Raw genomic sequence first — 21,329 nt, forward strand, 5'->3', positions numbered from 1 at the left:
GGCGCGCGCTTCCAGACGCCGGCGCTTTTACTTTGCGGCTTGCGTCGACTTGCGCAACTTCGCCACGTCCTCAACCGACACCGCCGCCGCGCCGTTGTTCCAGCCGCCGCGGATGAACGTGAGCACATCGGCGATCTGTTTGTCAGAGAGCGTCGGTGCGTATTTCGGCATCGGATACGCGGACGGCAACCCTTGAATCACCAGATCCTGCGTGCCATTGAGCGTCACGTTGATGAGCGACGACGCATCTTTCTCCATCACGTTCGGATTGCCCGCAAGCGGCGCGAGCATCGGCGCAAAACCCATCCCGTCGACACCGTGGCAATGCATGCAGTACGCGGTATAAACCTTGGCGCCGGCATCGACCGCGGGATGCGCGAGCGACACCTTCGTCACGTTCGGATCGTATGCATAGCGCGGCGCATTCGTGCCGCCGGACGCGGGCAGTGACTTCAGGTACTGCGACATCGCCGTGATGTCCTCGTCGGTCAGGCCCTGCGTGCTGTGGTTGATGACGTCCGTCATCGAGCCGAATGCGGAAGCGTGCTTGTTCGCACCGGTCTTCAGGAACTGCGAGACATCGCTTTCCGACCAGCGCCCGAGCCCGACGTTGTACTCGCCGGTCAGGTTCGACGCAAACCAGCCATCGAGCAGGCCGCCCGTCAGGAACGCGCTGCCGCTCTCGTCGAGTGCCTTCTCCTGGAACGCGATGCCGCGCGCCGTATGGCACGAGCCGCAATGTCCGAGTCCCTGAATGAGGTACGCGCCGCGATTCCACGCGACGTCCTTGCCGCTCTTGTCCTGATACACGGCCTTGTCGAGGAAGACGATGTTCCAGAGCTTGAGCGGCCAGCGCATGTTGAGCGGGAACGGAATGTCGGACGCGCGGTTCGCCTGCCTGACGGGCGCCACGCCTTTCATGAAGTACGCGTAGAGCGCCTTCACGTGGTCGTCGCGGACCTTTGCATAGGACGGGTAAGGCATCGCCGGATAGAGATTGTGACCGTCCTTCGCGACGCCGCGTCGCAATGCGCCGTCGAAGTCCTGCTCGCTCCAGTTGCCGATGCCCGTCTCCGGATCGGGCGTGATGTTGGTCGTGTAGATGCGGCCCATTGGCGTGTTCATCGGCAGGCCGCCGGCGAACGGCTTGCCGCGCGGCGCCGAGTGGCACGCGATGCAATCGCCGGCCTTTGCGAGATACGCGCCGCGCGCGACGAGCGCATCGTCGGCGGTGGCGGCGCCCGCGCTCGACGAAGCCGCAAACGACAGCGCAAGGCCGATGCCTGCAAGGATTTTTCTTGGCATGTCGGTTCCCCTCACGCGGTGTGCAGTTGACGGCCGACCGGCAACTGCTTCAGGCGCTTGCCTGTCGCGGCGTAGATCGCGTTGGTGAGCGCGGGCGCGAGCGCCGCCGTGCCCGGTTCGCCGATGCCGCCGGGCGCCTCCGTGCTCTTCACGATATGCACGTCGATAGGCGGCGTCTGCGAGAGGCGCAGCATGCGGTAATCGGTGAAGTTGCTCTGCTCGACGCGGCCGTCCTTGATCGTGACCTCGCCGTAAAGCGCTGCCGTGATCGCAAAAATGATGCCGCCCTGGATCTGCGCCTCGACCGTGTTCGGATTCACGACCATGCCGCAGTCGACCGCGCACACGATGCGGTTCACCGCGACCTCGCCGTTGTCGACGCTCACGTCCGCGACGATCGAAAAGAAGCTGCCGAACGCGTGCATCACCGAGATGCCGCGCCCTTGTCCTTGCGGCGGCGCGCTGCCCCAGTTGGCCGCTTTCGTCGCGACGTCGAGCACGTTGAGCGCGCGCGGCGTCTTGCCGAGCAGGTTGCGCCGGTACGTCGCGGGATCGATCTTCGCCTGCACCGCGAGTTCGTCGATGAAGCTCTCCACGACGAAGGTGCCGCGCGTCGGTCCGACGCCGCGCCAGAACGCGGTCGGAATGTCGCGCGGCTCCTGCCGCACATAATCGACCAGTTGATTCGGCAGGTCGTAGGGCAGGTCGGATGCGACTTCGACGGCATCGGGATCGAGCCCGTTCTTGAACGCGGGCGGCGCGAAGCGCGCCATCACCGACGACCCGACGATGCGATGCTTCCACGCCACGGGCTTGCCGTTCGCATCGAGCCCGGCCGAGATCGTGTCGTAGTAGTACGGCCGGTACATGTCGTGCTGGATGTCTTCCTCGCGTGAATATGTGACCTTTACCGGCGCATCGACCTGCTTGCCGATCAAGAGCGCGTTCGCGATGAAGTCGGTCTCCAGCCGCCGCCCGAAGCCGCCGCCGAGCAGGTGATTGTGGATCGTGATCTTCTCGGCGGGCAGGCCGGTGACGCGCTTTGCGGCATCGACGGCGCGTGTCGGTACTTGCGTGCCGACCCAGACGTCGCACGCATCGGCGCGCACGTGGACCGTGCAGTTGACCGGCTCCATCGTCGCGTGCGCGAGGAACGGCTGCTGGTAGACCGAATCGACGCGCGTCTTGGCGTCCTTGAATGCGCGGTCGATGTCGCCTTCCTTGCGTGCCACCGCGCCATCGCGCTTCGCGGCGTTCGCGAGGTCGTCGATCAGATGCTGCATCTGCAGGTCCGCGCCCTTGCCCTCGTTCCACGTGAGGACGAGCGCGGACGCGCCGCGCTTCGCGGCCCACGTGTGGTCGCCGATCACGGCCACGGCGTTGTCGAGCTTCACCACCTGCGTGACGCCCGGGACCTTCTTCGCGACCGTGTCATCGACGCTCGCGAGTGTGCCGCCGAACACCGGGCAGTTCACGATGGCTGCGTACTTCATGCCGGGCAGGCGCACGTCGAGCCCGAATACGGCGGTGCCGTCGACTTTCTCAGGCGAGTCGATGCGTTTCGCCTGCGTGCCGACGAGCTTGAAATCCTTCGGATCTTTGAGCGGCACGTTCTGCGGCGCCGGCAGCTTCGCGGCGGCCTCGACGAGCTCGCCGTAAGCGATCGAGCGGCTGCTCGCGGCATGCTTCACCTGGCCGCTTTCGGCGTGACAGGTGGCCGGATCGACCTGCCATTGCTGCGCCGCCGCCGTGACCAGCAGCACGCGCGCGGTCGCGCCGGCGCGGCGCATCGGTTCCCACGCATAGCGGATCGACGTCGATCCGCCCGTCAGCTGGCCGCCGAGCAGCGGGTCCGTGAAGAGCTTCTCGTTCGGCGGCGCGTGCGCGACCGTCACGCTGTCGAGCGGCACTTCGAGTTCCTCGGCGATCAGCATCGGGATCGACGTATAGACGCCTTGTCCCATCTCGACCTTCGGGATCACGAGCGTGACCTTGCCCGCACGGTCGATCTGCACGAACGCGTTCGGCTGGAACACGCCTTCTTGCGGCGCTTCGTTGCCGTCGCCGCTCACGACCGATTTGGCGCCGGGCGCGGGCTGGCCCGCGGCGGAGAAGCTGAAGCCGAGCAGCAGGCCGCCGCCCGCCGCGGCGCCCACCGAGACGCCGAACTTCAGGAACGTGCGGCGCGTCAGGCCGGAATGGGGCGCCTCGGGTGCGCGGCCGTTTTGCGCATCGATCAGTCCTTGCGACATGTCACGCCCCCTTTGCGGCGTGCTTGATCGCCGCGCGGATGCGGTTGTACGTGCCGCAGCGGCAGACGTTGCCGTCCATCGCGGCGTCGATGTCCGCGTCGCTCGGATTCGGGTTCGCCGCGATCAGCGCCGCCGCCGACATCACCTGCCCGGACTGGCAGTAGCCGCACTGAACGACGTCGAGTTCCTTCCAGGCGTCCTGCACTTTCTTGCCGGCGGGCGTGCCGCCGACGGCTTCGATCGTCGTGATCTTGCGCCCGCCCACGGCCGCGACGGGCAGCACGCACGAGCGCACGGCGGCGCCGTCGAGATGCACCGTGCATGCGCCGCACTGCGCGATGCCGCAGCCGAACTTCGTGCCGGTCAGCCCGACCAGATCGCGGATCGCCCATAGCAGAGGCATGTCGGGAGGGGCGTCGACGTCGTGATTCTCGCCATTGACGTTCAGCGTGATTGCCATAATCAGCTCCGGTGTGGGGTTGTTTTTGTGTGCATGGCAGATCCTTGCGGGCGAGGGCGGCCTGGCAGCGCGCGACGCCGTTTTCGGTCATGCTCTAGACGAATGGAGCCTTTGTACCAGAAGCCCGTTATTTGCGCTTCGACGGCCGGGAGCGCCGCGCCTGGCGCGGTTCCCAGAGGGAGAGACACGATGGACGACCGATGGCAGTTTCAACTGCGACTCGACGCGTCGGCGGAACTGGGCGTCGCGTTGCGCGAGGGTGCCGCACGCCCGGAGGACAAAGCGCTCTTCGACGTGCTGCGCCGGCACGGCGCCACGCTCAAATGCCAGTTCGACGCCTTCAACGAGTACGTCGACGAAGCAGAGGCCCGGGGCGCGGACGGCTATCCGCTCTACGCATGGACGCGGGCGACTATCGAGGATCCCGCGAAGAAGGCGAAGTATCTGCGCGTGTTTACCGTGTATGTCGACGGCAACGAGGTCTACGGAAAGGGCGTTACCGACGCGCTGGAGAGCGACTTGTTCGCCTTGGGAAAAGGCGCAGGGATCGAGCGCATCGCGAGCTTCGACACCAATCCCGCGAACAACCCGCAGCCGCCCGCGACGCCATGAGGTGCGGAACGTCCCTTGCTCATATGCCATAGCAAGTCACATTCGGACTCACACGACCAGGCACGACAAGGAGCATCACATGGAAAAGGGCGGTTCGAAGCATTCCGGCGCCGAGGCGATCACGCTGATCGACGAGCAACTTCGCGTGCTGACGATCGCGCTCGGCGGCGCGGGTGCGTTGTTGCCGGCCGGCGGGGTCGAACTGGCGCGCAAGCACGCACAGCCGCTCATGCTCGGGGCGCAACCGCCGGCCGGCGCCGACACCGAGCCGCCTTCGCGCGCCAAAGTGCAGCGCGTGCTCGTGACGAATGCGCTGCTCGCGGTGGGCGGCTTCCTCGACGATCACGACATCGCCAACTCGCGCGCGCCCGAGATCCAGTTCCTGAGCCGCGTCCGCGACGCGATCAGGAACGGCAACGTGCTGACGCTACGCCCGGGCGAATCGGTGCCGGAGACCCATCTGGGCGATCTGACGATTCGCGCATCCGACACCGGCCGGCCGCTCTTTTGCGAGGACGACGAAGCCAACGGCTTGATGCGGATCGGCGATGCGGTCGCGCTGTTGCAGCGTGTCGCCGACCATCTGCGTGGCATGCGGCATCTGTACAGCGCGGGCGACGCCGGCTGATCAGCCCTGCGCTTCGAGCTTCGCCTTCGGGCGCGCGGGCTTGGTCGCTGCGGCGGGCGCGGCCTTCGGCGCGGCCGTCTTGCGCGGCTTGACGGCTTTTGCCGAAACGCTCGCGCCGGCCGGTTGTTCCGCAGCCTTGGTGCGCCGCTTGACGGTCTTCGTCGGCGCGCTCATCTCGGCTTGCGCGAGGCGCCAGAACTCTTCCGCGCGTCCGTCGGGGCGGCCGTCGGCTTCCCAGAGGTGATACGCGCGCACGCGGATTTGCGCTTCGAGGCTTTGCGATTCGATGTCGTTCATTGCAATGTCGGAGGGAGTAAAAGAGGGCGTGCGGATCACGCCAAGACGCCTTGCGCATCGACGTCCGCGGTGCCGAGCCGGCAGAAGATATCGCAGACTTCGGACATCTCGGCGTCGTCCGCGATATTCACGATCACGCGCAGGCATTGAAGGTCGTCGGCGATTTCAGCTTCGAAGCGCGACGTCGCCGGGTCGGCGTAGTCGTTGTCGAACAGGTTGTCGTGCCAGTCGATCACGCCGAGATGTTCGCCGTGTCCGGCATATTCGGCGTTCATCCAGTGCGTCGCGAGGATCGCGTCCCGGGTCGCGGCCGCGCATGGGTCGACGGCGAAACGCGCGGCGCCGTCCACCCGGATACGGTCGCCGCCGATGCCGAGCGCGCGTAAATCGTCGAGTGCTTCGGCGAGCTTGCGGGTGCCGCGAAACGCGCCGGTTACTTCACGCATCATGCTTGTCTCCATGCAGCGCCGGGCGATGGCGCGCGAATCAGCGCGATGCCGGGGCACGAGTCGGGACGACGGCCGGTCGACGGTCGTGACGTGATTCCTTGCGGGAAGAAACGGCGACCATCGCGACGGCGGGCAGGTGAGCCGCTCTGCGGTGGCACGCGGGTCCGCGCCAATTCCGGAGCAAAAAGAATGGCGGGTGCGACAAATCCGAAGCAGATCAGGGGCTGACCGCAACGTTCCACTTCATGCGGTACTTGAACTCTAATGCTCAACAATAAGATTTTCAACGAAATATTTCGCGGAAAATCGCCTGATGAATGACGAATGCGAGCGACGCCCGCGAGCGACGGACGCGCCGCGGACGCGCCGACGCGCGCGCTACAATGCCGCGGCACCATTTCCCACCCATCCTCATTTGACTTCAGCCATGACCGTCCCAGCCGGGCATTTCCTTCTCGGCCCGCTATTGAAGAGCGTCTCGCGCTCGTTCTATCTGACGCTGCGTATCCTGCCTGCCGGAATGCGCGATCCGGTCGGGCTTGCCTATCTGCTCGCGCGTGCCGCCGACACGATCGCCGATACCTCGCTGATTCCGCCCGGCCGGCGCCTCGAACTGCTGCTCGGGCTGCGCGCCCAGGTCAACGGCGAGCCGGGCGGCGGCGCGCTCGATGCCGCGATGATCGATGCCGCGAGTCAGCAGACCCAGCCGGACGAAAAGGTGCTGCTCGAATCGGTGCCGGCGGCGCTCGCGCTGCTGTCCCGTTTCGACGATGCCGACCGGCGCGCCGTGCGCGGCATCGTGACGACGCTCACCGAGGGCATGGAATTCGATCTGCGCACATTTCCGGACGAAACCTCCGGACAGGTTGCCGCATTGACGGAATGGGACGAACTGGATCGTTACACGTATCTGGTAGCGGGTTGCGTCGGCGAATTCTGGACCGCGATGACGTTCGCACACCTGCCGGGTGTGTTGAAGGCGAGCCCGGAGACAATGACGGCACGCGGCATCCGCTTCGGCAAGGCGCTGCAGATGACGAACATCCTGCGCGATTGCGGCAAGGACTTGCGTATGGGGCGCTGCTATCTGCCGGCGGCGCTGCTCAGACGCGAAGGATTGCGCGCGGAAGAACTGCTCGCGCCCGACGCATCGCAGCGGGCCGCCCCGGTCTTGCTCGAACTCACGCGCGCGACGCTCGACTACTTTCGCGATGCGATCGACTACACGCTAGCCATTCCGACGCTATCGCTGCGGCTGCGGCTCGCGTGCCTGTGGCCGATCATGATCGGACTGGAGACGATGGCGCTGCTCGTCTCCAACGACCGATGGCTCGATCCCGCGAGCGTGTCGAAGGTTCGTCGCGGCGATGTGTATCGCATCATCGCGCGCTCGTTGCCGATGGCGTTGTCGAACGCGATGTTGCGCGCGTGGTGCGAGCGCATGTTCAAACGTATCGAGGCGCGGCTCGTCGCGCGTGCTGCCTGAAGCAGCGATAAACGGCAAAGCGCCTAAAGCGGCATTTTCTGCGGGTAACAATTACCCAGCTCGTTAAGCGGCTTTATTCATACCCGTACATTATTCCGCTGCCTCGAACCGCAAACGTTTTGCGTCTGCGATTTGATTTCCCGGTTTCCTCAACCGCTATATCATGTTGCCGGTTTAGCAAACCAAAGAACATAACTGGATTGGAGAAGCACTTGAGCGAACCGCACGGTTTGGCCGACATTATCGGCAAGCAGGAATCGAATATCTTGACGGGTTGGATCAACGAACAACTCGCAACCGCGCGCCAAGGCGTCATCTCCGAAGTCGAGCTCAAGGAAGCCTCGCGCGCGTTTCTCACGCATTTCTCCCGCGCGGTGTCGAGCGACTATACGGGGCAGCTCGAAGGTCCGGACTGGGACAGCGTGCGCGTGCATCTCGATGCGCTTTCGCGCGCGCGCGTCATCCAGGGCTTCTCCGCGTCGGAAACGGCGAGCTTCATCTTCTCGCTGAAAAAGCCGCTTCTTGACGCCTTGCAGAACACCGCCGGCGTCGATCCGGAGAGCCTGTGCGCGGAATTCTTGAAGCTGAGCCAGGTGCTCGACCGGCTCGGCCTCGTGACCGTCGATGCGTATCAGCGCGAACGCCAGCAGGTGATCGAACGGCAGCAGCAGGAACTGCTCGACCTCACCACGCCCGTCGTGAAGCTGTGGGATTCGATCGTGGCGCTGCCGCTCATCGGCACGCTCGACAGTGAGCGCACGCAAGTCGTGATGGAAGGGCTTCTGAACGCGATCGTCGAGAACGAAGCGGCCATCGCGATCATCGACATCACGGGCGTGCCGACCGTCGATACGCTCGTCGCGCAACATTTGCTCAAGACCGTCGCGGCCGCGCGCCTGATGGGCGCGGAGTGCATCATCAGCGGCATCCGCCCGCAGATTGCGCAGACCATCGTTCATCTCGGCGTCGATCTCGGCGACGTGGTGACGAAGGCGACGCTCGCCGAGGCGCTCAAGATTGCACTGCGCCGTGTCAATCTCACCGTCAGCAAGTTGGGCGCCGTCAGAGCAGGTGATTGAAGATGGAGCAGATTCCGGTTCTCAAGCTTGGCGAATTCCTGCTGGTATCGATTCAGGTCGAACTGCATGACGAGCTCGTGCTTTCGCTGCAGGAAGACCTGACCTCGCGCATCGAACAGACCCGGGCCCGCGGCGTGCTGATCGACATTTCGGCGCTGGAAATCGTCGACTCGTTCATCGGCCGCACGCTCGGCCACATCGCGGCGATGGCGCGGGTGCTGGACGCAGAGACCGTGCTGGTCGGCATGCGGCCCGCTGTTGCGATCACGCTTGTGGAGCTTGGCATGACGCTCAAGGGAATTCGAACTGCTCTCGATGTCGACAAGGGTATGGCGATGCTGCAGTCCTCGGCCGGCTCGGGAGAATCTTCATCGTTACGTTAAATCAGGTCGTCCTGGAGATTCGCACGCCAGGCGAGGTGAACCTTGCCCGCAAAGCCGTGCAAGACTGGGCAACGCGCCTTTCCTTCGGCACGCTCGAACGTACCAAGTTCGTCACGGCGGCGAGCGAACTCGCCCGCAATACGCTCGTGCACGGACAAGGCGGCACGGTCACGCTGGTCGAAGTGGAAAAGGACGGGCGTCAGGGCATTCAACTGATTTTCGAGGACAAAGGTCCCGGCATTCCCAACATCGAGAAGGCGCTGGAAGACGGCTATAGCACGGCGAAAAGCATGGGCCTCGGGCTCGGCGGCGCGCGGCGGCTCGTCAACGAGTTCGAGATCGCCTCGACGGTCGGAAGCGGGACACGCGTGAGCATCGTGCAATGGAAGCGACGGTAATTCTTTCGGACCAGAGCGGCGTCGCGCACGCCCGCCGGTCCGCTGTCGCGCTCGCGCAGTCGCTCGGCTTTTCCGAGCGCGTGCAGGCCGATGCCGCGCTCGTCGTGAGCGAGGCGGCCACCAACATCCTCAAGTACGCGCGGAGCGGCGAGATCCATCTCGCGCCCTACGCGAATCACGCGGACCCGACGGCGAGCGGCATCGAGATCGTCGCGGTGGACCGTGGGCCGGGCATCGTCAACGTCGAGGCCGCCAGAAAGGACGGTTTCTCGACAGGCGGCAGTCTCGGCGCGGGGCTCGGCACGATGGAGCGGCATTCCGCGCTATTCGACTTCTATTCGCTCGCCGGCAGCGGGACGGTGCTGCTCGCGCGGGTCGCGAGCAAGGCTGCAGGCGACGCGGGCAAGCGCCCGTGGACGGTCGGCGCGCGATCGACGCCGAAGCTCGGCCAGCAGATCTGCGGCGACGCGTGGAGCATGTCGGAGACGGGCGACGCGCTCTGGATCACGTTGCTCGACGGCCTCGGCCACGGTCCGCTCGCGTCCGAGGCGTCGCACCGCGCGCTCGGCGTCTTCCGCGAGCGCGCTGGCGGCGACGATTCGCCCGGCGACGTCCTGCGCGCGGCGCACGCGGGACTGCGCTCGACGCGCGGCGCGGTGATGGCGGTAGCGAAGTTCGAGCCCGCGAAGAAGTCGATGACCTATGCGGGTGTCGGCAATATCGTCGCGATCGTGAACACGGGCGAGGTCAACCAGCATCTCGTGTCGACCGACGGAACCGTCGGCTACAACATGCGGCTCGTGCGCGAGAGCCACGCGGACTGGAACGCGCGCAGCGTGTTCATCGCGACGACGGACGGGCTGTCCACGCGCTGGAACCTGAGCCGCCATCCCGACCTGCTTGCGCATCATCCGGTCGTGATCGCTCACGTGCTCCATCGCGACTTCGCTCGCGACAACGACGACGCGTCGATCGTCGTCGTCAAGGCGGCCTGAGATGCAGCACCGAATCCTTTCCACGTCGATCGCGAGCAATCTGAGCCTCGTCGCGATCCGTGACCGCGCGCGGCAGATCGGAGAGCTATTCGGACTCGACGACCTTCAGCGCACGCGCTTCGTCACGGCGGTATCGGAAATCGCGCGCAATGCGGTGCAGTTCGCGGGCGGCGGCACGCTGACGTTTTTGGTCGGCGATTCGAGCGAGGCGGCCGGCGTGCAGTGCATCGTCGCGCAGATCGCCGACAAGGGGCCGGGCATCGCGAAGCTGGACCAGATCCTGAGCGGCGTGCATCCCGAGGGCCGGCCCGGCATCGGCCTGACCGGCAGCCGGCGCATGGCGGACGGCTTTTCCGTCAGCACCGGCGCCGGCCGCGGCACGACCGTGACGCTGGAAATGTTCCTGCCGCGCGACAAGCCGCGCCTGACACTCGACAAGCTGAGCGTGCTCGTCGACCAGTTGACGCGGCGCAAGGCGCAGACGCCCGTCGAGGAACTCGAACAGCAGAACCGCGAGATGCTGATCACGCTCGGCGAACTGCGTCGCAAGCAGACTGAGCTGGAAGAAGCCGATGTGCGGAAAAACGAATTCCTCGCGATGCTCGCGCACGAGCTGAGAAATCCGCTCGCGGCGGTGAGCCTCGCGCTGGAACTGGCCGAGCGCGGCGGCGCGGCGCACAGCGAGTTCGGCGAGACGCTCGCGCTGATTGGGCGGCAGACCGCGCAGTTGTCGCGCATGGTGAACGATCTGCTCGACGTGTCGCGGCTCACGCGCGGCAAGGTGGACCTGCACACCGAAGTGGCGCGCATCGACGAGCTGATCGTCGGCGCGCTCGAAATGACCACGGCCGAACTCGAACGGCGCGGCCATCGCGTGACCACGGTCTATCCGCGCGACGTCGTGCTCGTGCGGGGCGATGTCGCGCGCCTGAAGCAGGTGTTCAGCAATATCCTGCACAACGCGGCGCGCTACACGTCCGAGCCCGACGAGATCGTCGTGACGGTCGGCGCCACGGACACGGAAGTGACGATCGAAGTGTGCGATCGCGGCATCGGCATCGAGCCCGCGATGCTGCCGCGCGTCTTCGACTTGTTCGCGCAGGCGTCGACTGCGATCGGGCGGCAGGACGCGGGGCTCGGCATCGGGCTCACGGTCGTGAAGCGTCTCGTGCAGGATCATGGCGGCTCGGTGCGCGTGGAGAGCGCGGGCATCGGCTGCGGAACGACGTTCGTCGTCAGGCTGCCGCGCGTCTACGAACCGCTGCCCGACGAAGTGAATCAGCTCGCTGCCATGCCGCAGCAGCGCGCGCAGCGCATCCTGATCGTCGACGACAACCGCGACGCCGCCGAGGCGCTCGAAGCGCTGCTCACGATGGGCGGACACCAGTGCGAGGTGGCGTTCGACGGCGCGTCGGCGTTCGAATTGGCCGAATCCTTCACGCCCTCGGTGGCGGTGATCGACATCGGTCTCCCCGACATGACGGGCTTCGAGGTCGCGCGCGGACTGCGGGAGAAGGCGCGGGGCCGGCCGCTCTGTCTCGTGGCGCTGAGCGGCTATACGACGCCCGACTTCCGGCAGAGCGCCGACGAAGCGGGATTCGATCACTACTTCGCGAAGCCGATGCCGATCGACGATCTGTACGCGCGGCTGGCTGGGCTCAACTAGAGCCCGGCGCACGCGATCCGGCTGTCATGGACGCGCCGCTTCGAGCCCAGGCGAACCTTCCCACAGCGTGCGCCCGAAAAACGTCAGCGTCCGGTCCCACGCCATCTGCGACCAGACCGGATCGAACTGCGTGCGCGCGATGCGGCCCGGCCCGGCGGCCGTTTCGTTCGCGAACGCATGATGGGCGAGATAGCGGTGGAACTCGAAATCGACGTCGGCCTCGCGCAGCTTCGCTTCGAGCGCGTCGACCGTCGCAGCCGGAAAAAATTCGTCCTGCGCGGCCCAGTGGCCTTGCACGGGCACCTTGATCGCGGATGCATCGATGTAGTCGAGCGGCGGGAAGCCGTACCATACGACGCCCGCGGCCACGTCCGGAACCTGGCACAGCGCAAGCAGCGTGAGCGCGCCGCCCATGCAGTAGCCCGTCACGCCGACGCGCCCCGATCCTTCCTTCAGGTACTGGACGGCGCCGCGAATGTCCTGCGAGGTGGCGTCGCCGAAATCGAGCGCGCCGAGCAGATGGCTCGCCTCTTCCTCTTCGACCGTCGATTTGCCGTGGAACAGGTCGGGCACGAGCGCCCGGTAGCCGCATCGCGCGAAACGGTCCGCGACGCCGCGGATCTGGTCGTTCAGCCCCCACCATTCCTGGATCACGACGATGGCGGGCGCGCCTTCGGCCTTGTCCGGCTGCGCGAGATAGCCCGCTACGTCCTGTCCGTCGGGGCGGCGAAAAGTCACCATGGATCCTGCGGTCTTTGGCATGAGACGGTCTCCGTGATCGGCTGGAAGTGGCGCGGGGCCTGGCCTCGCGAGAAGCGCAGCCTATGTTACGCCGAAGCCGTGCCGCGAGCAGTCATGCCATCGGTCAGTCGAATGCCGCTATCGCCGTCGATGCAGCGCCGCACCGCAAGCGCACGATGAGTGCCGCCGTTTCCAGCGTCGCGAGCGTACCGGCGCGCGCTCGTGCTTCCGGCGCCGCTGTTTGCGGGCGCATTGGTCGGAGAACGGCGTCGCGGTCCTGCCGGGCGATGGCATCGACGAGCGTGGCGACGGCGTCGTCTTCCGCACGCGCGCGTCCGGTCGACCGCGCGTTGTCATCGAGGATGCGCGCCTTCGCGCGATGCACCATCTGACGGCAATGCGCGGGCGTGCGCCCGAGCGCCGCCGCGATGCTCGCGTAGTCCGCATCGAACGCTTCGTGCAGCAAAAGCGCCGCGCGTTCTTCGGGACCGAGCCGTTCGAACAGCAGGCGCACGCCATGCGCGACCTGCGACGCCTGCTCGATCCGGTCTTCCGCCGACGGAACCGATGCCTCGTCGGCCGGCGCGGGCAATGCTTCGTCGAGTTTCTCGCGCTCGCGACGCGCGCGGCGGACGTGATCGATCGCAAGGCGCGTCGCGACCGTCGTGAACCATGCGGCGGGCACGCGCACGTCGTCGGCGGACGACGTGTACCACCGGACGAACGTGTCCTGGACGATGTCCTCGGCGTCCGCCCGGTTGCCGACGATGCGCTGCGCGATCGAATGAATGCGCGCCCGCAGTGTTTCGAAGACCGCGGTCCGCGAGGCGGTGGCGTCGTCCGGGTCGGTTGTCATGCGCATGGTTCCTCTGCTCGATGTGATGGCGCTTCAAGGCATGACGCGCGGCGCCACGCGAATGTGACAGCGCGGCGGTATTTTTTTGCGCGCGTCACGGCGGGCACCGGCCGGTCGTCAAGGGGAGGAGAGCGCAACGGCGCGATCCAGCCACTTCATACGAAACGGAGCCGCGATGAACCTGCACAAGCGCAACCCGACGAGCCTCAATCTCGTGCCGACCGTCATCGAGCAATCGGGACGCGGCGAGCGTGCCTACGACGTCTATTCGCGCCTCTTGCGCGAGCGCATCGTGTTTCTCGTCGGACCGGTCAACGACCAGACGGCGAGCCTCGTCGTCGCGCAATTGCTGTTTCTGGAAGCGGAGAATCCCGACAAGGATATCGCCCTTTACATCAACTCGCCGGGCGGCTCCGTCTACGACGGGATGGCGATCTACGACACGATGCAGTTCGTGCGCCCCGACGTCTCGACGCTCTGCACCGGCTTCGCGGCGAGCATGGGCACGTTCCTGCTGAACGCGGGAACGAAGGGCAAGCGCTTCGCGCTGCCCAACGCGCGCATCATGATCCACCAGCCGTCGGGCGGCTCGCAGGGCACCGCCGCCGACGTCGCGATCCAGGCGCAGGAAGTCCTGTACCTGCGCGAGCGTCTGAACGCGATCACGGCGGAGCGCACCGGCAAGACGGTCGAAGAGATCGCGCGCGACACCGACCGCGACAACTTCATGTCGGCGGTCGAGGCGCGCGACTACGGACTGATCGACGAAGTGCTGGCCGGCCGCCGCGAGTGAACCTTCGTGCGTGTTACGAGCGCACCGGCGCGGGCCGGGATGTGCGTACGCCCGCGGGCTTGCGGCGGCCCGCGCCGTGCTGGATCGTCTCGGCGATCGACTCGGCCGTCGCCGCCGACAGCGTCCAGCCGAGATGCCCGTGCCCGGTGTTGTAGTACACGCCCGGAAGCTTGCCGGCGCCGACCCGCGGCAGCATGCTCGGCAACATCGGTCGCAGGCCGGCCCACGGAATCACGCGCGCGGTCGAGACCTGCGGGAAGAGACGCCGCGTCCAGTCGACGAGCGGCGCGACGCGGTCCGCGCGAATATCGCGATTGAAGCCGTTGATCTCGGCCGTGCCCGCGACGCGAAAGCGATCGGCACCGAGCCGGCTCGTGACGATCTTCGCGTTGTCGTCGAGAAGGCTGACCCAGGGGGCCGCGTTCTGGCTCTGTTCATCGTCGAGACAGACGGTGATCGAATAGCCCTTCACCGGATAGACGTTAACCTGGTCGCCCAGCATGCCGGCGAACGCGCGGCTTTGCACGCCCGCACACACGACGACCTGCTCGAACACGTCGGCGCGCCGTTCTCCATCGTGGCGGGCGTCGATCGAGATGCGCGCGTCGCCGCCCTGCCGGATCGACTCGATCTGCGTGTCGTAGCGGAATTCGACGCCGTAACGCGCGCAGGCATCGGCGAGACCGCGCGTGAACTTGTGGATGTCGCCGGTCGAATCCGACGGCGTGAAGAAGCCGCCATGAAACTCGCCCTGCAACGCGGGCTCGATGCGGCCGATCTCGCTCGCGCCGACCGCATGGCGGTCGAGGCCGCCTTCGCGCAGCAGCGCGTTGACCTTCGCGGCGGCGTCGTAGTCTCGGCGATCCTTGTAGATATGAAGGATGCCGCGCCGTTCCAGGTCGAACGCGATGCCTTCGCGCTCGGCGATCGAAAAGAGATGCTCGCGCGCGGCAAGCGCGAGGCGCACGGTCTCGATGGTGTTCGCGCGGTAGTTCGGAATCTGGCGCAGGAATTCGCCCATCCACGAATACTTGTGCCACGAGGGCGACGGATTCATGAGCAGCGGGGCGTCGCGCGTGAGCATCCAGCGCAGGCCCTTCAGCACGGTGGCCGTGCGGTTCCAGACTTCGGCGTTGCTGACGGAGAGCTGGCCGCCGTTCGCGAACGACGTTTCCATCGCCGCATAGCGATGACGTTCGTAGACGGTAACCTGGAAGCCGCGGCGGGCGAGGGCGTAAGCGGTGGTGACGCCGGTAATCCCGGCGCCGATGATGGCGATTCGTGACATGACATGGTCCAGATCGAATTGAGCATCGCCGGATGCCTTCGACCGCGCTCATTGCGCGAGTCGGCTTCCGGCGCCGATGCCCCATCTGTCCATGTACCTGAGAGTTTCTCTTACGCCAGTGAAACGCTGAAGCGGTGATGCGGCGGAAGATCCCCTTCGGTGGGCGCGTCGCGCCTCTCTCCAGATCGTTCCTGCGGCGCGGTCCTTGGGCCTGAGAGTTTCCGGGGCGGTTGCTCCGTCGGCGTCGTCATCAGTTGCCTTGACGATCTCTCCCGCGCTGCATGTCGAGAACAGGTGCAAGGTAACGTCCGCGATTATTGTTGGCAAGTCTTTTCGGCTTCACGACAAAGCCGCGTGCGCGCAAGCGCTTGCGCGGCATCGCGACGCAGACGGCGCCGCACGACCGTCCTCAAGTTTGTTCTGCATGCGCCGAAAACTGGTCAATGGAACAAGACGAAGACCTCCCGCTCGGCCGCATGCATCCGCTCCGTGGCGAAGCATTTGCTCTCGCGCTGAGCATCGAGACGATTCGGCGCGCGCGCGGCCGGAGCAATCCCCGCGATTTCGCACTCGGCTCGCCGCAGTGGGAAAAGGTCAGCCTCGATTTCGCACGCGACATCCGCTGGGCGCTCGGGATGAACGACGAGGACGACGACGAGTCGCAACAGTAAGCCGGTTTGTTACATGTAGACCAACCGGACCGCGCCGGCTGGCTGGGCGCGCAATGGTTTGCGCAATAGTTACCTGGAAATTCTTTCCATCCGAAAAAAACGTCTGAAAACCCATTGCTAATCGTTTGCGGCGACTTTAGACTCCGATCCATCCTGTTACGAAATGTAACGAATGTTACGGGAAGCGGTCCAGAACGACCGTTCGCCCAGCCAGACCGGAGACGCCATGCAAACCGCCGAGACTTCAGAAGCGATTCGCGAGATCAACCTTTCGTACATCATGCTGGCCCAGCGCCTGTTGCGTGAAGACCGCGCGATCGGCATGTTCCGCCTCGGGCTGTCGCGGGAGATCGCCGACATCCTGGCGAACCTGACGCTCGCGCAGGTGGTCAAGCTGGCTGCGTCGGACCAGTTGCTGTGCTTCTTCCGCTTCAACGACCAGGCGATGCTCACGGCGCTCACGCAGGCGCCGAAGAACTCGACCGTCGCGCCGACACACGCCGCGATCATCATGGCCGGCCTGCCGGCAGCCCAGTTCGCCTGAGACTACGCGGGTCCGCATTTCATGAACCAGGGCGTGCTATTTCCCTTTTGCGTCGACCAAGCGCTTTTCGACGACGCGCGCCTCGTCGCCGCGCGCGTGTGCGCCATGCGCCGCGCGCAAGGGCAGGCCGTCCCGAGCGACTTCGCGGAGGGCACGCCCGAAGCGGACGCCCTCGCACTCGACTTTCTGCGCGACATCGAACGCGCGCTCGACCACACCAGCAAGTCGCTGACCGGCGGCCATTAGGCCCGCCGGTCCTCCTTCTCCTGCCTTAAACCACCCCTCCGCTTACTGTGCCTCGCTCGCCCATACGTAGACCGGCAGCGTGCTGACCGGCGTGCCGATCTGCAGCGTGATCGCGCGATGCGAGGTCAGTTCGATCGCGCGCAAGTCGCCCGTATAGCGACGCACGTCGCCGTTGTCGTTGATATAGGCGACTACGGTGCCAGTGATGCCCGCGACGTTCGTCGCCGAGAGCGGCTGTCCCCAGATATCGAAGAACTTGCCGAGCGTGAACGACTTGAGGTTCGGCGTTTCGATGTGGATGATGCCGGTCTGGTCGTGCGTGTGCATCTCGTAGTTGCACGGTCCCGGAAGGCCGATGTTCATCGGCACCGCGAGCGATTGCCCGTCCTTGAAGATCGCGAGGTGCGTGTGCACGTGATAAAGCTCGCTCATGCCGGCCGCGCAGACGATGTCGTCGACCGCGGCGCCCTGGCCGCCCGTCGCGGTGTCGCCGTTCGCCCAGAACGCGCTGCCGACCACGCCGCCGTAGGTGAGCGTGATAGGCGAGGTGGCGAACGGCGGCGGATCGGTCCACGCATAGGTCGGGATCTGCGTGAGCGGCGTGCCGATCACGATCGTCACTTCGCCATGCGCGGGCAGCACGAGGCTCGCGAGATCGCCGGTGTATTGCGTGAGCACGCCGCCGTTCGTGACATAGGCCGTGATGGGCGTGCCCGTCAAGCCGGCGATGTTCGTCGACGAGAGCGGTTCACCCCAGATCGAGAAGAACTGACCGAGCGTGTAAGACCCGTTCGTGCTGGCATCCATGCGGATTTTTCCGGACGAATCGACCGTGTGAACGGGATAGACGCAGCCGGTTTGCGCGGTCATCGTCGGCGCGACCGTGCCGATGTTCGCCGGCAGCGCGAGAAGCTGTCCGTTCTGGTAGATCGACAGGTGCGAGTACGTGTATGAGTTGCTCGGGGCGGCGCAGTTGAGGCCGCCGACGGCTTGGCCGATTCCGCCCGTCGCCGTCGAACCCGCGTTCCATGTCGAGGTGCCGAGCGCGGTACCGTCGATTACCGGGGTGGCCGCGGCCAGCGTCGGCGCGGTCACGGCGGGCTCGCTTGCGGTGGTCGGCGGCTGCGCGGTCGTCTCGCTTGCGCCGCTTGCCGGAGTCGCGCCTGATGTCGATCCGCCTCCCGTGGAGGTCGCCGGACTTCCGCCGCCGCCTCCGCAACTAGCCAGCCAAACAAGACTGCCGATGATACAAGACCGCACAAGCAAGTCACGCGACATGTCTGTACTCCACAAGATCGATTGAATGAGAATGAGTCGAGCTAAAGAATGTCTTGTCTTGCGTCAGAGCGCAATCGCTGGCGTTACCTAAAAACATCGTGAAGCGACGCATCGGGTAAATGCGTCAGCAATGCGTGCGTGAAGCGGGAAAAGTTGCCGCGCTGCGAGCGCTCTGGCTGCGCTTGCGTATCCCATGTGGTGGCGGAAATCGTCTCGTATGATTAGTTCGTTCGCTTAACGATATAGAGTGTCCAGCATTGCCATACGGACATTGCCTTTTGCACGAAGTCCCACATATGCGGCCTGGCGCACAATCATGCGCGCGTAACTAAGGTTGACCGGGGAGCAGTATCTCGACGCGTCCATCGATCAGATGTTGCGCGAGCAGCACGGCATTCGGTGTGAGCGCTGCGAAGTTGCGCGCGCACAGATGAAGCCGCCGTGCGGACCACGGCTCCGAAAGCGGCACGATCGCGAGACCCGGGCGGCGCAGCGTCGCCGTCGATGCCTCTGACAATATCGCCACACCGATACCCGCTTCGACCAGCATGCCGACATGCCAGATGCTGCGCATCTGGATGCGGTAGTTGAGCTGGCGCCCGAGTCGCGAGGCACGCTCGGCGAGATGCGTTTCGAGCGCGGCATCGGCGAGTCCGACGAACGGGTCGTCGACGATGTCCGCGAACGACACCGACGCGCCCAAGCCTGCACGATGCGACCGGCTGGCGACCACGACGAGCTGATCGCGCGCGATGAGATGCGTCTGCAGCATCGCGAGATCGGCGATATCGGCAACGACGCCGAGTTCAGCGCGCCCTTCCGCGAGTGCCTGCACGATATCCGCGCTCGGCCGCTCTTCGAGATCGATGGAGAGATCCGGATACGTCGACAGAAAGCGTTCGAGGCGCGGCGGCAGGAAGGCGGCCAGCGCCGCCGTGTTGGAGAGCAGGCGAATGCGTCCCTTGAGACCTGTCGCGTAGGTTCGCAACTCGCCGCGCATCTGTTCGACCTGACCCAGGATCGAGCGCGCATGGCGCACGAGCGCGGCGCCCGCCGCGGTCACGCGCACGCCGCGCCGATTGCGTTCGAGCAACGGCGCGCCGAGCGCGGCCTCCATCCCGGCGATGCGCTCGCTCACGGAAGCGAGCGCGAGATGCATCGCTTCGGCGCCTCGCGTCAGGCTGCCGCGCTCAACGACGGTCAGGAAGAGCCGCATGTCGGTGAGATCGAAACGCATTGGGTTTCCTTCGGTTTTGCCGAAGTCTAGCATTGGAAAAGCCAGATTGCCGCATGGGCGTCGCGCCGCTAGGATGCCTCGTATGCACTCTCTTTTTCTTGTCTTCGGCGCGGGATTGTTGGCCGGCGCGATGAACGCGCTGGCGGGCGGCGGCTCGTTCGTCAGCCTGCCCGCGCTAATCGCTGCGGGTGTGCCACCGGTTCAGGCGAACTCTTCGAGCACGGTCGCGCTGTTCCCCGGCGGCGTCGCGAGCGCGTGGGCGTATCGCGACGGACTCGGCCCGGTCGGCTCGGCGACGATGCGCTCGCTGCTCGTCGCCACCTTGATCGGCGGGTTCGCGGGCGCGATTCTCCTGCTGCGGACATCGTCGGCGGCGTTTTCCTTCGTGCTGCCGTGGCTGCTCTTGATCGCAAGCCTCGCGCTCGCATTCGGGCGACGTGTCGGCGACGCGCTGCGGGCGCGCTATCGCATTCGCGGGTCGGCGGTGCTCGCGATTCAGTTCGGGCTCGGCGTGTACGGCGGCTACTTCGGCGGCGCGGTCGGCATCATGATGATCGCGATGTGGGGCCTGCTCGACACGCGCGACATCAAGAGCCTGAACGCGCCGCGCACGCTGCTCGTCAGCGCGGCGAACGCGGTGGCCGTGCTCACGTTCGTGATCGCGAAGGCGGTCCACTGGCCGGAGACGCTCGCGATGCTGGTCGCGGCGGTCATCGGCGGCTATGGCGGCGCGCAGATCGGGCGGCGCGCGTCGCCCGCGATCGTGCGGGCGTGCACGCTCGTGCTGACGTTCTGCATCACGCTCGCGTTCTTCGTCCGAACCTACGCACCGGCCTTGCCGGGCCGATGACGCGTCGGTTCATCAATGAAGGAGAGCAGCCATGATGTCAGCATTGCTCCAGACGATCGGCTCGCTCGCCATTCTGGCGAGCATTGCCGCGCGCCTGAAACTGCGCAGTGACGCTGAACAACGCCGTTGACAAGAAGTCGAGACTTGCTTCATATCGTCGAATGCGTAATGCAGCGACGCATCGGCGATCGTCATGCGCTTCCACGGGGCCCGCACGACGATGTCCGCGATCTGCGCACCCATTCGGAGAACATGGCGCGAAGTCATGTCCGTGCTGGACCGCACGCGCGCGACGGCGGGCCGAGGCAGCGCGGTAATCGATGCTCGGGCCCCGAACGTCTCAAACAAAGTTCCGGCGCGCCGTGCATGGCCGCCGGGAACATCAGGGAGCGAACCATCATGCGATACACCCTCTTCGAGAACCGCAAGGACGAGCTGATCCTGATCGCCCGCATCCTGCTGATGGTCCTCTTCCTGATCTTCGGCTGGAGCAAGCTGACGGCCTACTCGGCCACGGTCGCCTACATGGCGAAGGAGGGCGCGCCGATCCCCGCGCTGTCGGCGGCCATCGCGATCGTGGTGGAATTCTTTGTCGGCATCGCGATCGTGCTCGGGTTCTACACGCGGCCGCTCGCGCTGATCTTCGCGCTGTACACGCTCGGCACGGCGCTCATCGGCCATCCATTCTGGACGATGGCGGACGGCGAGCGCATGGCGAACATGATCAACTTCTACAAGAACGTGAGCATCATGGGCGGCCTGCTGCTGCTGTGCGTCACGGGCGCGGGCCGGTATTCGCTCGACCGGCGGTGAAC

General features: G+C 65.7%; 24 protein-coding genes and 2 riboswitches. Of the genes, 14 read left to right on the forward strand and 10 right to left on the reverse strand.

Features of this window, described 5'->3' with window-relative positions:
* Positions 1 to 27: 27 nt before the first annotated feature.
* The 3 genes from QCE48_RS22270 to QCE48_RS22280 are packed head-to-tail and all read right to left on the reverse strand — an operon-like array spanning position 28 to position 4,017.
* On the reverse strand, positions 28 to 1,305 hold the full coding sequence (locus QCE48_RS22270) for a cytochrome c (protein WP_309782154.1): 1,278 nt from the start codon (positions 1,303 to 1,305) through the stop codon (positions 28 to 30).
* A gap of 11 nt (positions 1,306 to 1,316) precedes the next feature.
* On the reverse strand, positions 1,317 to 3,557 hold the full coding sequence (locus QCE48_RS22275) for a xanthine dehydrogenase family protein molybdopterin-binding subunit (RefSeq protein ID WP_309782155.1): 2,241 nt from the start codon (positions 3,555 to 3,557) through the stop codon (positions 1,317 to 1,319).
* A gap of 1 nt (position 3,558) precedes the next feature.
* Positions 3,559 to 4,017: a (2Fe-2S)-binding protein gene (locus QCE48_RS22280; protein WP_087632090.1), complete on the reverse strand. Its 459-nt coding sequence runs from the start codon at positions 4,015 to 4,017 to the stop codon at positions 3,559 to 3,561.
* Positions 4,018 to 4,206: 189 nt separating this feature from the next.
* Between QCE48_RS22280 and QCE48_RS22285 the strand changes: the two genes are divergently transcribed.
* Both QCE48_RS22285 and QCE48_RS22290 read left to right on the forward strand, forming a co-directional pair.
* A complete protein-coding gene (locus QCE48_RS22285) occupies positions 4,207 to 4,629 on the forward strand; it encodes a hypothetical protein (protein WP_309782158.1) in 423 nt (140 codons plus the stop codon).
* 79 nt (positions 4,630 to 4,708) lie between these two features.
* Positions 4,709 to 5,257: a hypothetical protein gene (locus QCE48_RS22290; RefSeq protein WP_309782160.1), complete on the forward strand. Its 549-nt coding sequence runs from the start codon at positions 4,709 to 4,711 to the stop codon at positions 5,255 to 5,257.
* Here QCE48_RS22290 and QCE48_RS22295 read toward each other — a convergent pair whose 3' ends face one another.
* Positions 5,258 to 5,554, reverse strand: a complete 297-nt coding sequence (locus QCE48_RS22295; RefSeq protein WP_309782162.1) for a DUF2934 domain-containing protein — start codon at positions 5,552 to 5,554, stop codon at positions 5,258 to 5,260.
* 35 nt (positions 5,555 to 5,589) lie between these two features.
* Positions 5,590 to 6,003, reverse strand: a complete 414-nt coding sequence (locus QCE48_RS22300) for a hypothetical protein (protein WP_309782164.1) — start codon at positions 6,001 to 6,003, stop codon at positions 5,590 to 5,592.
* 427 nt (positions 6,004 to 6,430) lie between these two features.
* Between QCE48_RS22300 and QCE48_RS22305 the strand changes: the two genes are divergently transcribed.
* From QCE48_RS22305 to QCE48_RS22330, 6 genes are all read left to right on the forward strand, one after another.
* Positions 6,431 to 7,489, forward strand: coding sequence for a squalene/phytoene synthase family protein (locus QCE48_RS22305; protein WP_309782165.1), 1,059 nt, complete (start codon positions 6,431 to 6,433; stop codon positions 7,487 to 7,489).
* Between the two features lie 212 nt (positions 7,490 to 7,701).
* The gene (locus QCE48_RS22310; protein ID WP_309782167.1) at positions 7,702 to 8,568 is read left to right on the forward strand and encodes an STAS domain-containing protein; all 867 of its coding nucleotides are present in this window, start codon (positions 7,702 to 7,704) and stop codon (positions 8,566 to 8,568) included.
* Between the two features lie 2 nt (positions 8,569 to 8,570).
* Positions 8,571 to 8,951 carry an STAS domain-containing protein gene (locus QCE48_RS22315; protein ID WP_309782170.1) on the forward strand — a complete coding sequence of 127 codons (381 nt, stop codon included), beginning with the start codon at positions 8,571 to 8,573 and terminating at the stop codon, positions 8,949 to 8,951.
* A 56-nt stretch (positions 8,952 to 9,007) separates the two neighbouring features.
* Positions 9,008 to 9,349 (forward strand): anti-sigma regulatory factor, encoded by a 342-nt coding sequence (locus tag QCE48_RS22320; protein ID WP_309782173.1) that lies wholly within the window; start codon positions 9,008 to 9,010, stop codon positions 9,347 to 9,349.
* Positions 9,334 to 10,344: an ATP-binding protein/SpoIIE family protein phosphatase gene (locus QCE48_RS22325; RefSeq protein WP_309782175.1), complete on the forward strand. Its 1,011-nt coding sequence runs from the start codon at positions 9,334 to 9,336 to the stop codon at positions 10,342 to 10,344. The genes QCE48_RS22320 and QCE48_RS22325 overlap by 16 nt, the downstream gene beginning before the upstream one ends.
* A 1-nt stretch (position 10,345) precedes the next feature.
* Complete coding sequence (locus tag QCE48_RS22330) at positions 10,346 to 12,010, forward strand: ATP-binding protein (RefSeq protein WP_309782177.1); 1,665 nt, start codon at positions 10,346 to 10,348, stop codon at positions 12,008 to 12,010.
* A 24-nt stretch (positions 12,011 to 12,034) separates the two neighbouring features.
* Here QCE48_RS22330 and QCE48_RS22335 read toward each other — a convergent pair whose 3' ends face one another.
* Positions 12,035 to 12,772 carry a dienelactone hydrolase family protein gene (locus tag QCE48_RS22335; RefSeq protein WP_309782179.1) on the reverse strand — a complete coding sequence of 246 codons (738 nt, stop codon included), beginning with the start codon at positions 12,770 to 12,772 and terminating at the stop codon, positions 12,035 to 12,037.
* Between the two features lie 103 nt (positions 12,773 to 12,875).
* Positions 12,876 to 13,607, reverse strand: a complete 732-nt coding sequence (locus QCE48_RS22340) for a sigma-70 family RNA polymerase sigma factor (protein WP_309782181.1) — start codon at positions 13,605 to 13,607, stop codon at positions 12,876 to 12,878.
* 175 nt (positions 13,608 to 13,782) lie between these two features.
* On the opposite strand from QCE48_RS22340, the gene clpP reads away from it, so the two are divergent.
* Positions 13,783 to 14,400 (forward strand): ATP-dependent Clp endopeptidase proteolytic subunit ClpP, encoded by a 618-nt coding sequence (gene clpP, locus QCE48_RS22345; protein WP_309782183.1) that lies wholly within the window; start codon positions 13,783 to 13,785, stop codon positions 14,398 to 14,400.
* Positions 14,401 to 14,413: 13 nt separating this feature from the next.
* Here the strand turns inward: clpP and QCE48_RS22350 are convergent, their stop codons facing one another.
* A complete protein-coding gene (locus tag QCE48_RS22350; protein WP_309782185.1) occupies positions 14,414 to 15,688 on the reverse strand; it encodes a D-amino acid dehydrogenase in 1,275 nt (424 codons plus the stop codon).
* 83 nt (positions 15,689 to 15,771) lie between these two features.
* A riboswitch (glycine riboswitch) is annotated at positions 15,772 to 15,874 on the reverse strand.
* A 3-nt stretch (positions 15,875 to 15,877) separates the two neighbouring features.
* A riboswitch (glycine riboswitch) is annotated at positions 15,878 to 15,973 on the reverse strand.
* A gap of 83 nt (positions 15,974 to 16,056) precedes the next feature.
* Here QCE48_RS22350 and QCE48_RS22355 point away from each other — a divergent pair.
* From QCE48_RS22355 to QCE48_RS22365, 3 genes are all read left to right on the forward strand, one after another.
* Positions 16,057 to 16,359, forward strand: coding sequence for a hypothetical protein (locus tag QCE48_RS22355; RefSeq protein WP_309782187.1), 303 nt, complete (start codon positions 16,057 to 16,059; stop codon positions 16,357 to 16,359).
* A gap of 226 nt (positions 16,360 to 16,585) precedes the next feature.
* Entirely contained in the window at positions 16,586 to 16,903 is a 318-nt protein-coding gene (gene flhD / locus QCE48_RS22360) for a flagellar transcriptional regulator FlhD (RefSeq protein ID WP_062636508.1), read from the forward strand.
* Between the two features lie 33 nt (positions 16,904 to 16,936).
* Positions 16,937 to 17,149 (forward strand): hypothetical protein, encoded by a 213-nt coding sequence (locus QCE48_RS22365; RefSeq protein ID WP_309782190.1) that lies wholly within the window; start codon positions 16,937 to 16,939, stop codon positions 17,147 to 17,149.
* A 42-nt stretch (positions 17,150 to 17,191) separates the two neighbouring features.
* On the opposite strand, the gene QCE48_RS22370 is transcribed toward QCE48_RS22365, so the two are convergent.
* Both QCE48_RS22370 and QCE48_RS22375 read right to left on the reverse strand, forming a co-directional pair.
* The gene (locus QCE48_RS22370; protein WP_309782192.1) at positions 17,192 to 18,427 is read right to left on the reverse strand and encodes a hypothetical protein; all 1,236 of its coding nucleotides are present in this window, start codon (positions 18,425 to 18,427) and stop codon (positions 17,192 to 17,194) included.
* A gap of 328 nt (positions 18,428 to 18,755) precedes the next feature.
* Positions 18,756 to 19,664 (reverse strand): LysR substrate-binding domain-containing protein, encoded by a 909-nt coding sequence (locus QCE48_RS22375; protein WP_309782194.1) that lies wholly within the window; start codon positions 19,662 to 19,664, stop codon positions 18,756 to 18,758.
* 82 nt (positions 19,665 to 19,746) lie between these two features.
* On the opposite strand from QCE48_RS22375, the gene QCE48_RS22380 reads away from it, so the two are divergent.
* Positions 19,747 to 20,514 carry a sulfite exporter TauE/SafE family protein gene (locus tag QCE48_RS22380; RefSeq protein ID WP_309782196.1) on the forward strand — a complete coding sequence of 256 codons (768 nt, stop codon included), beginning with the start codon at positions 19,747 to 19,749 and terminating at the stop codon, positions 20,512 to 20,514.
* A gap of 399 nt (positions 20,515 to 20,913) precedes the next feature.
* Positions 20,914 to 21,327 carry a DoxX family protein gene (locus tag QCE48_RS22385; protein ID WP_309782197.1) on the forward strand — a complete coding sequence of 138 codons (414 nt, stop codon included), beginning with the start codon at positions 20,914 to 20,916 and terminating at the stop codon, positions 21,325 to 21,327.
* Positions 21,328 to 21,329: the final 2 nt, after the last annotated feature.

It is taken from the genome of Caballeronia sp. LZ024 (assembly GCF_031451455.1).
Taxonomy (GTDB): Bacteria; Pseudomonadota; Gammaproteobacteria; order Burkholderiales; family Burkholderiaceae; genus Caballeronia; species Caballeronia telluris.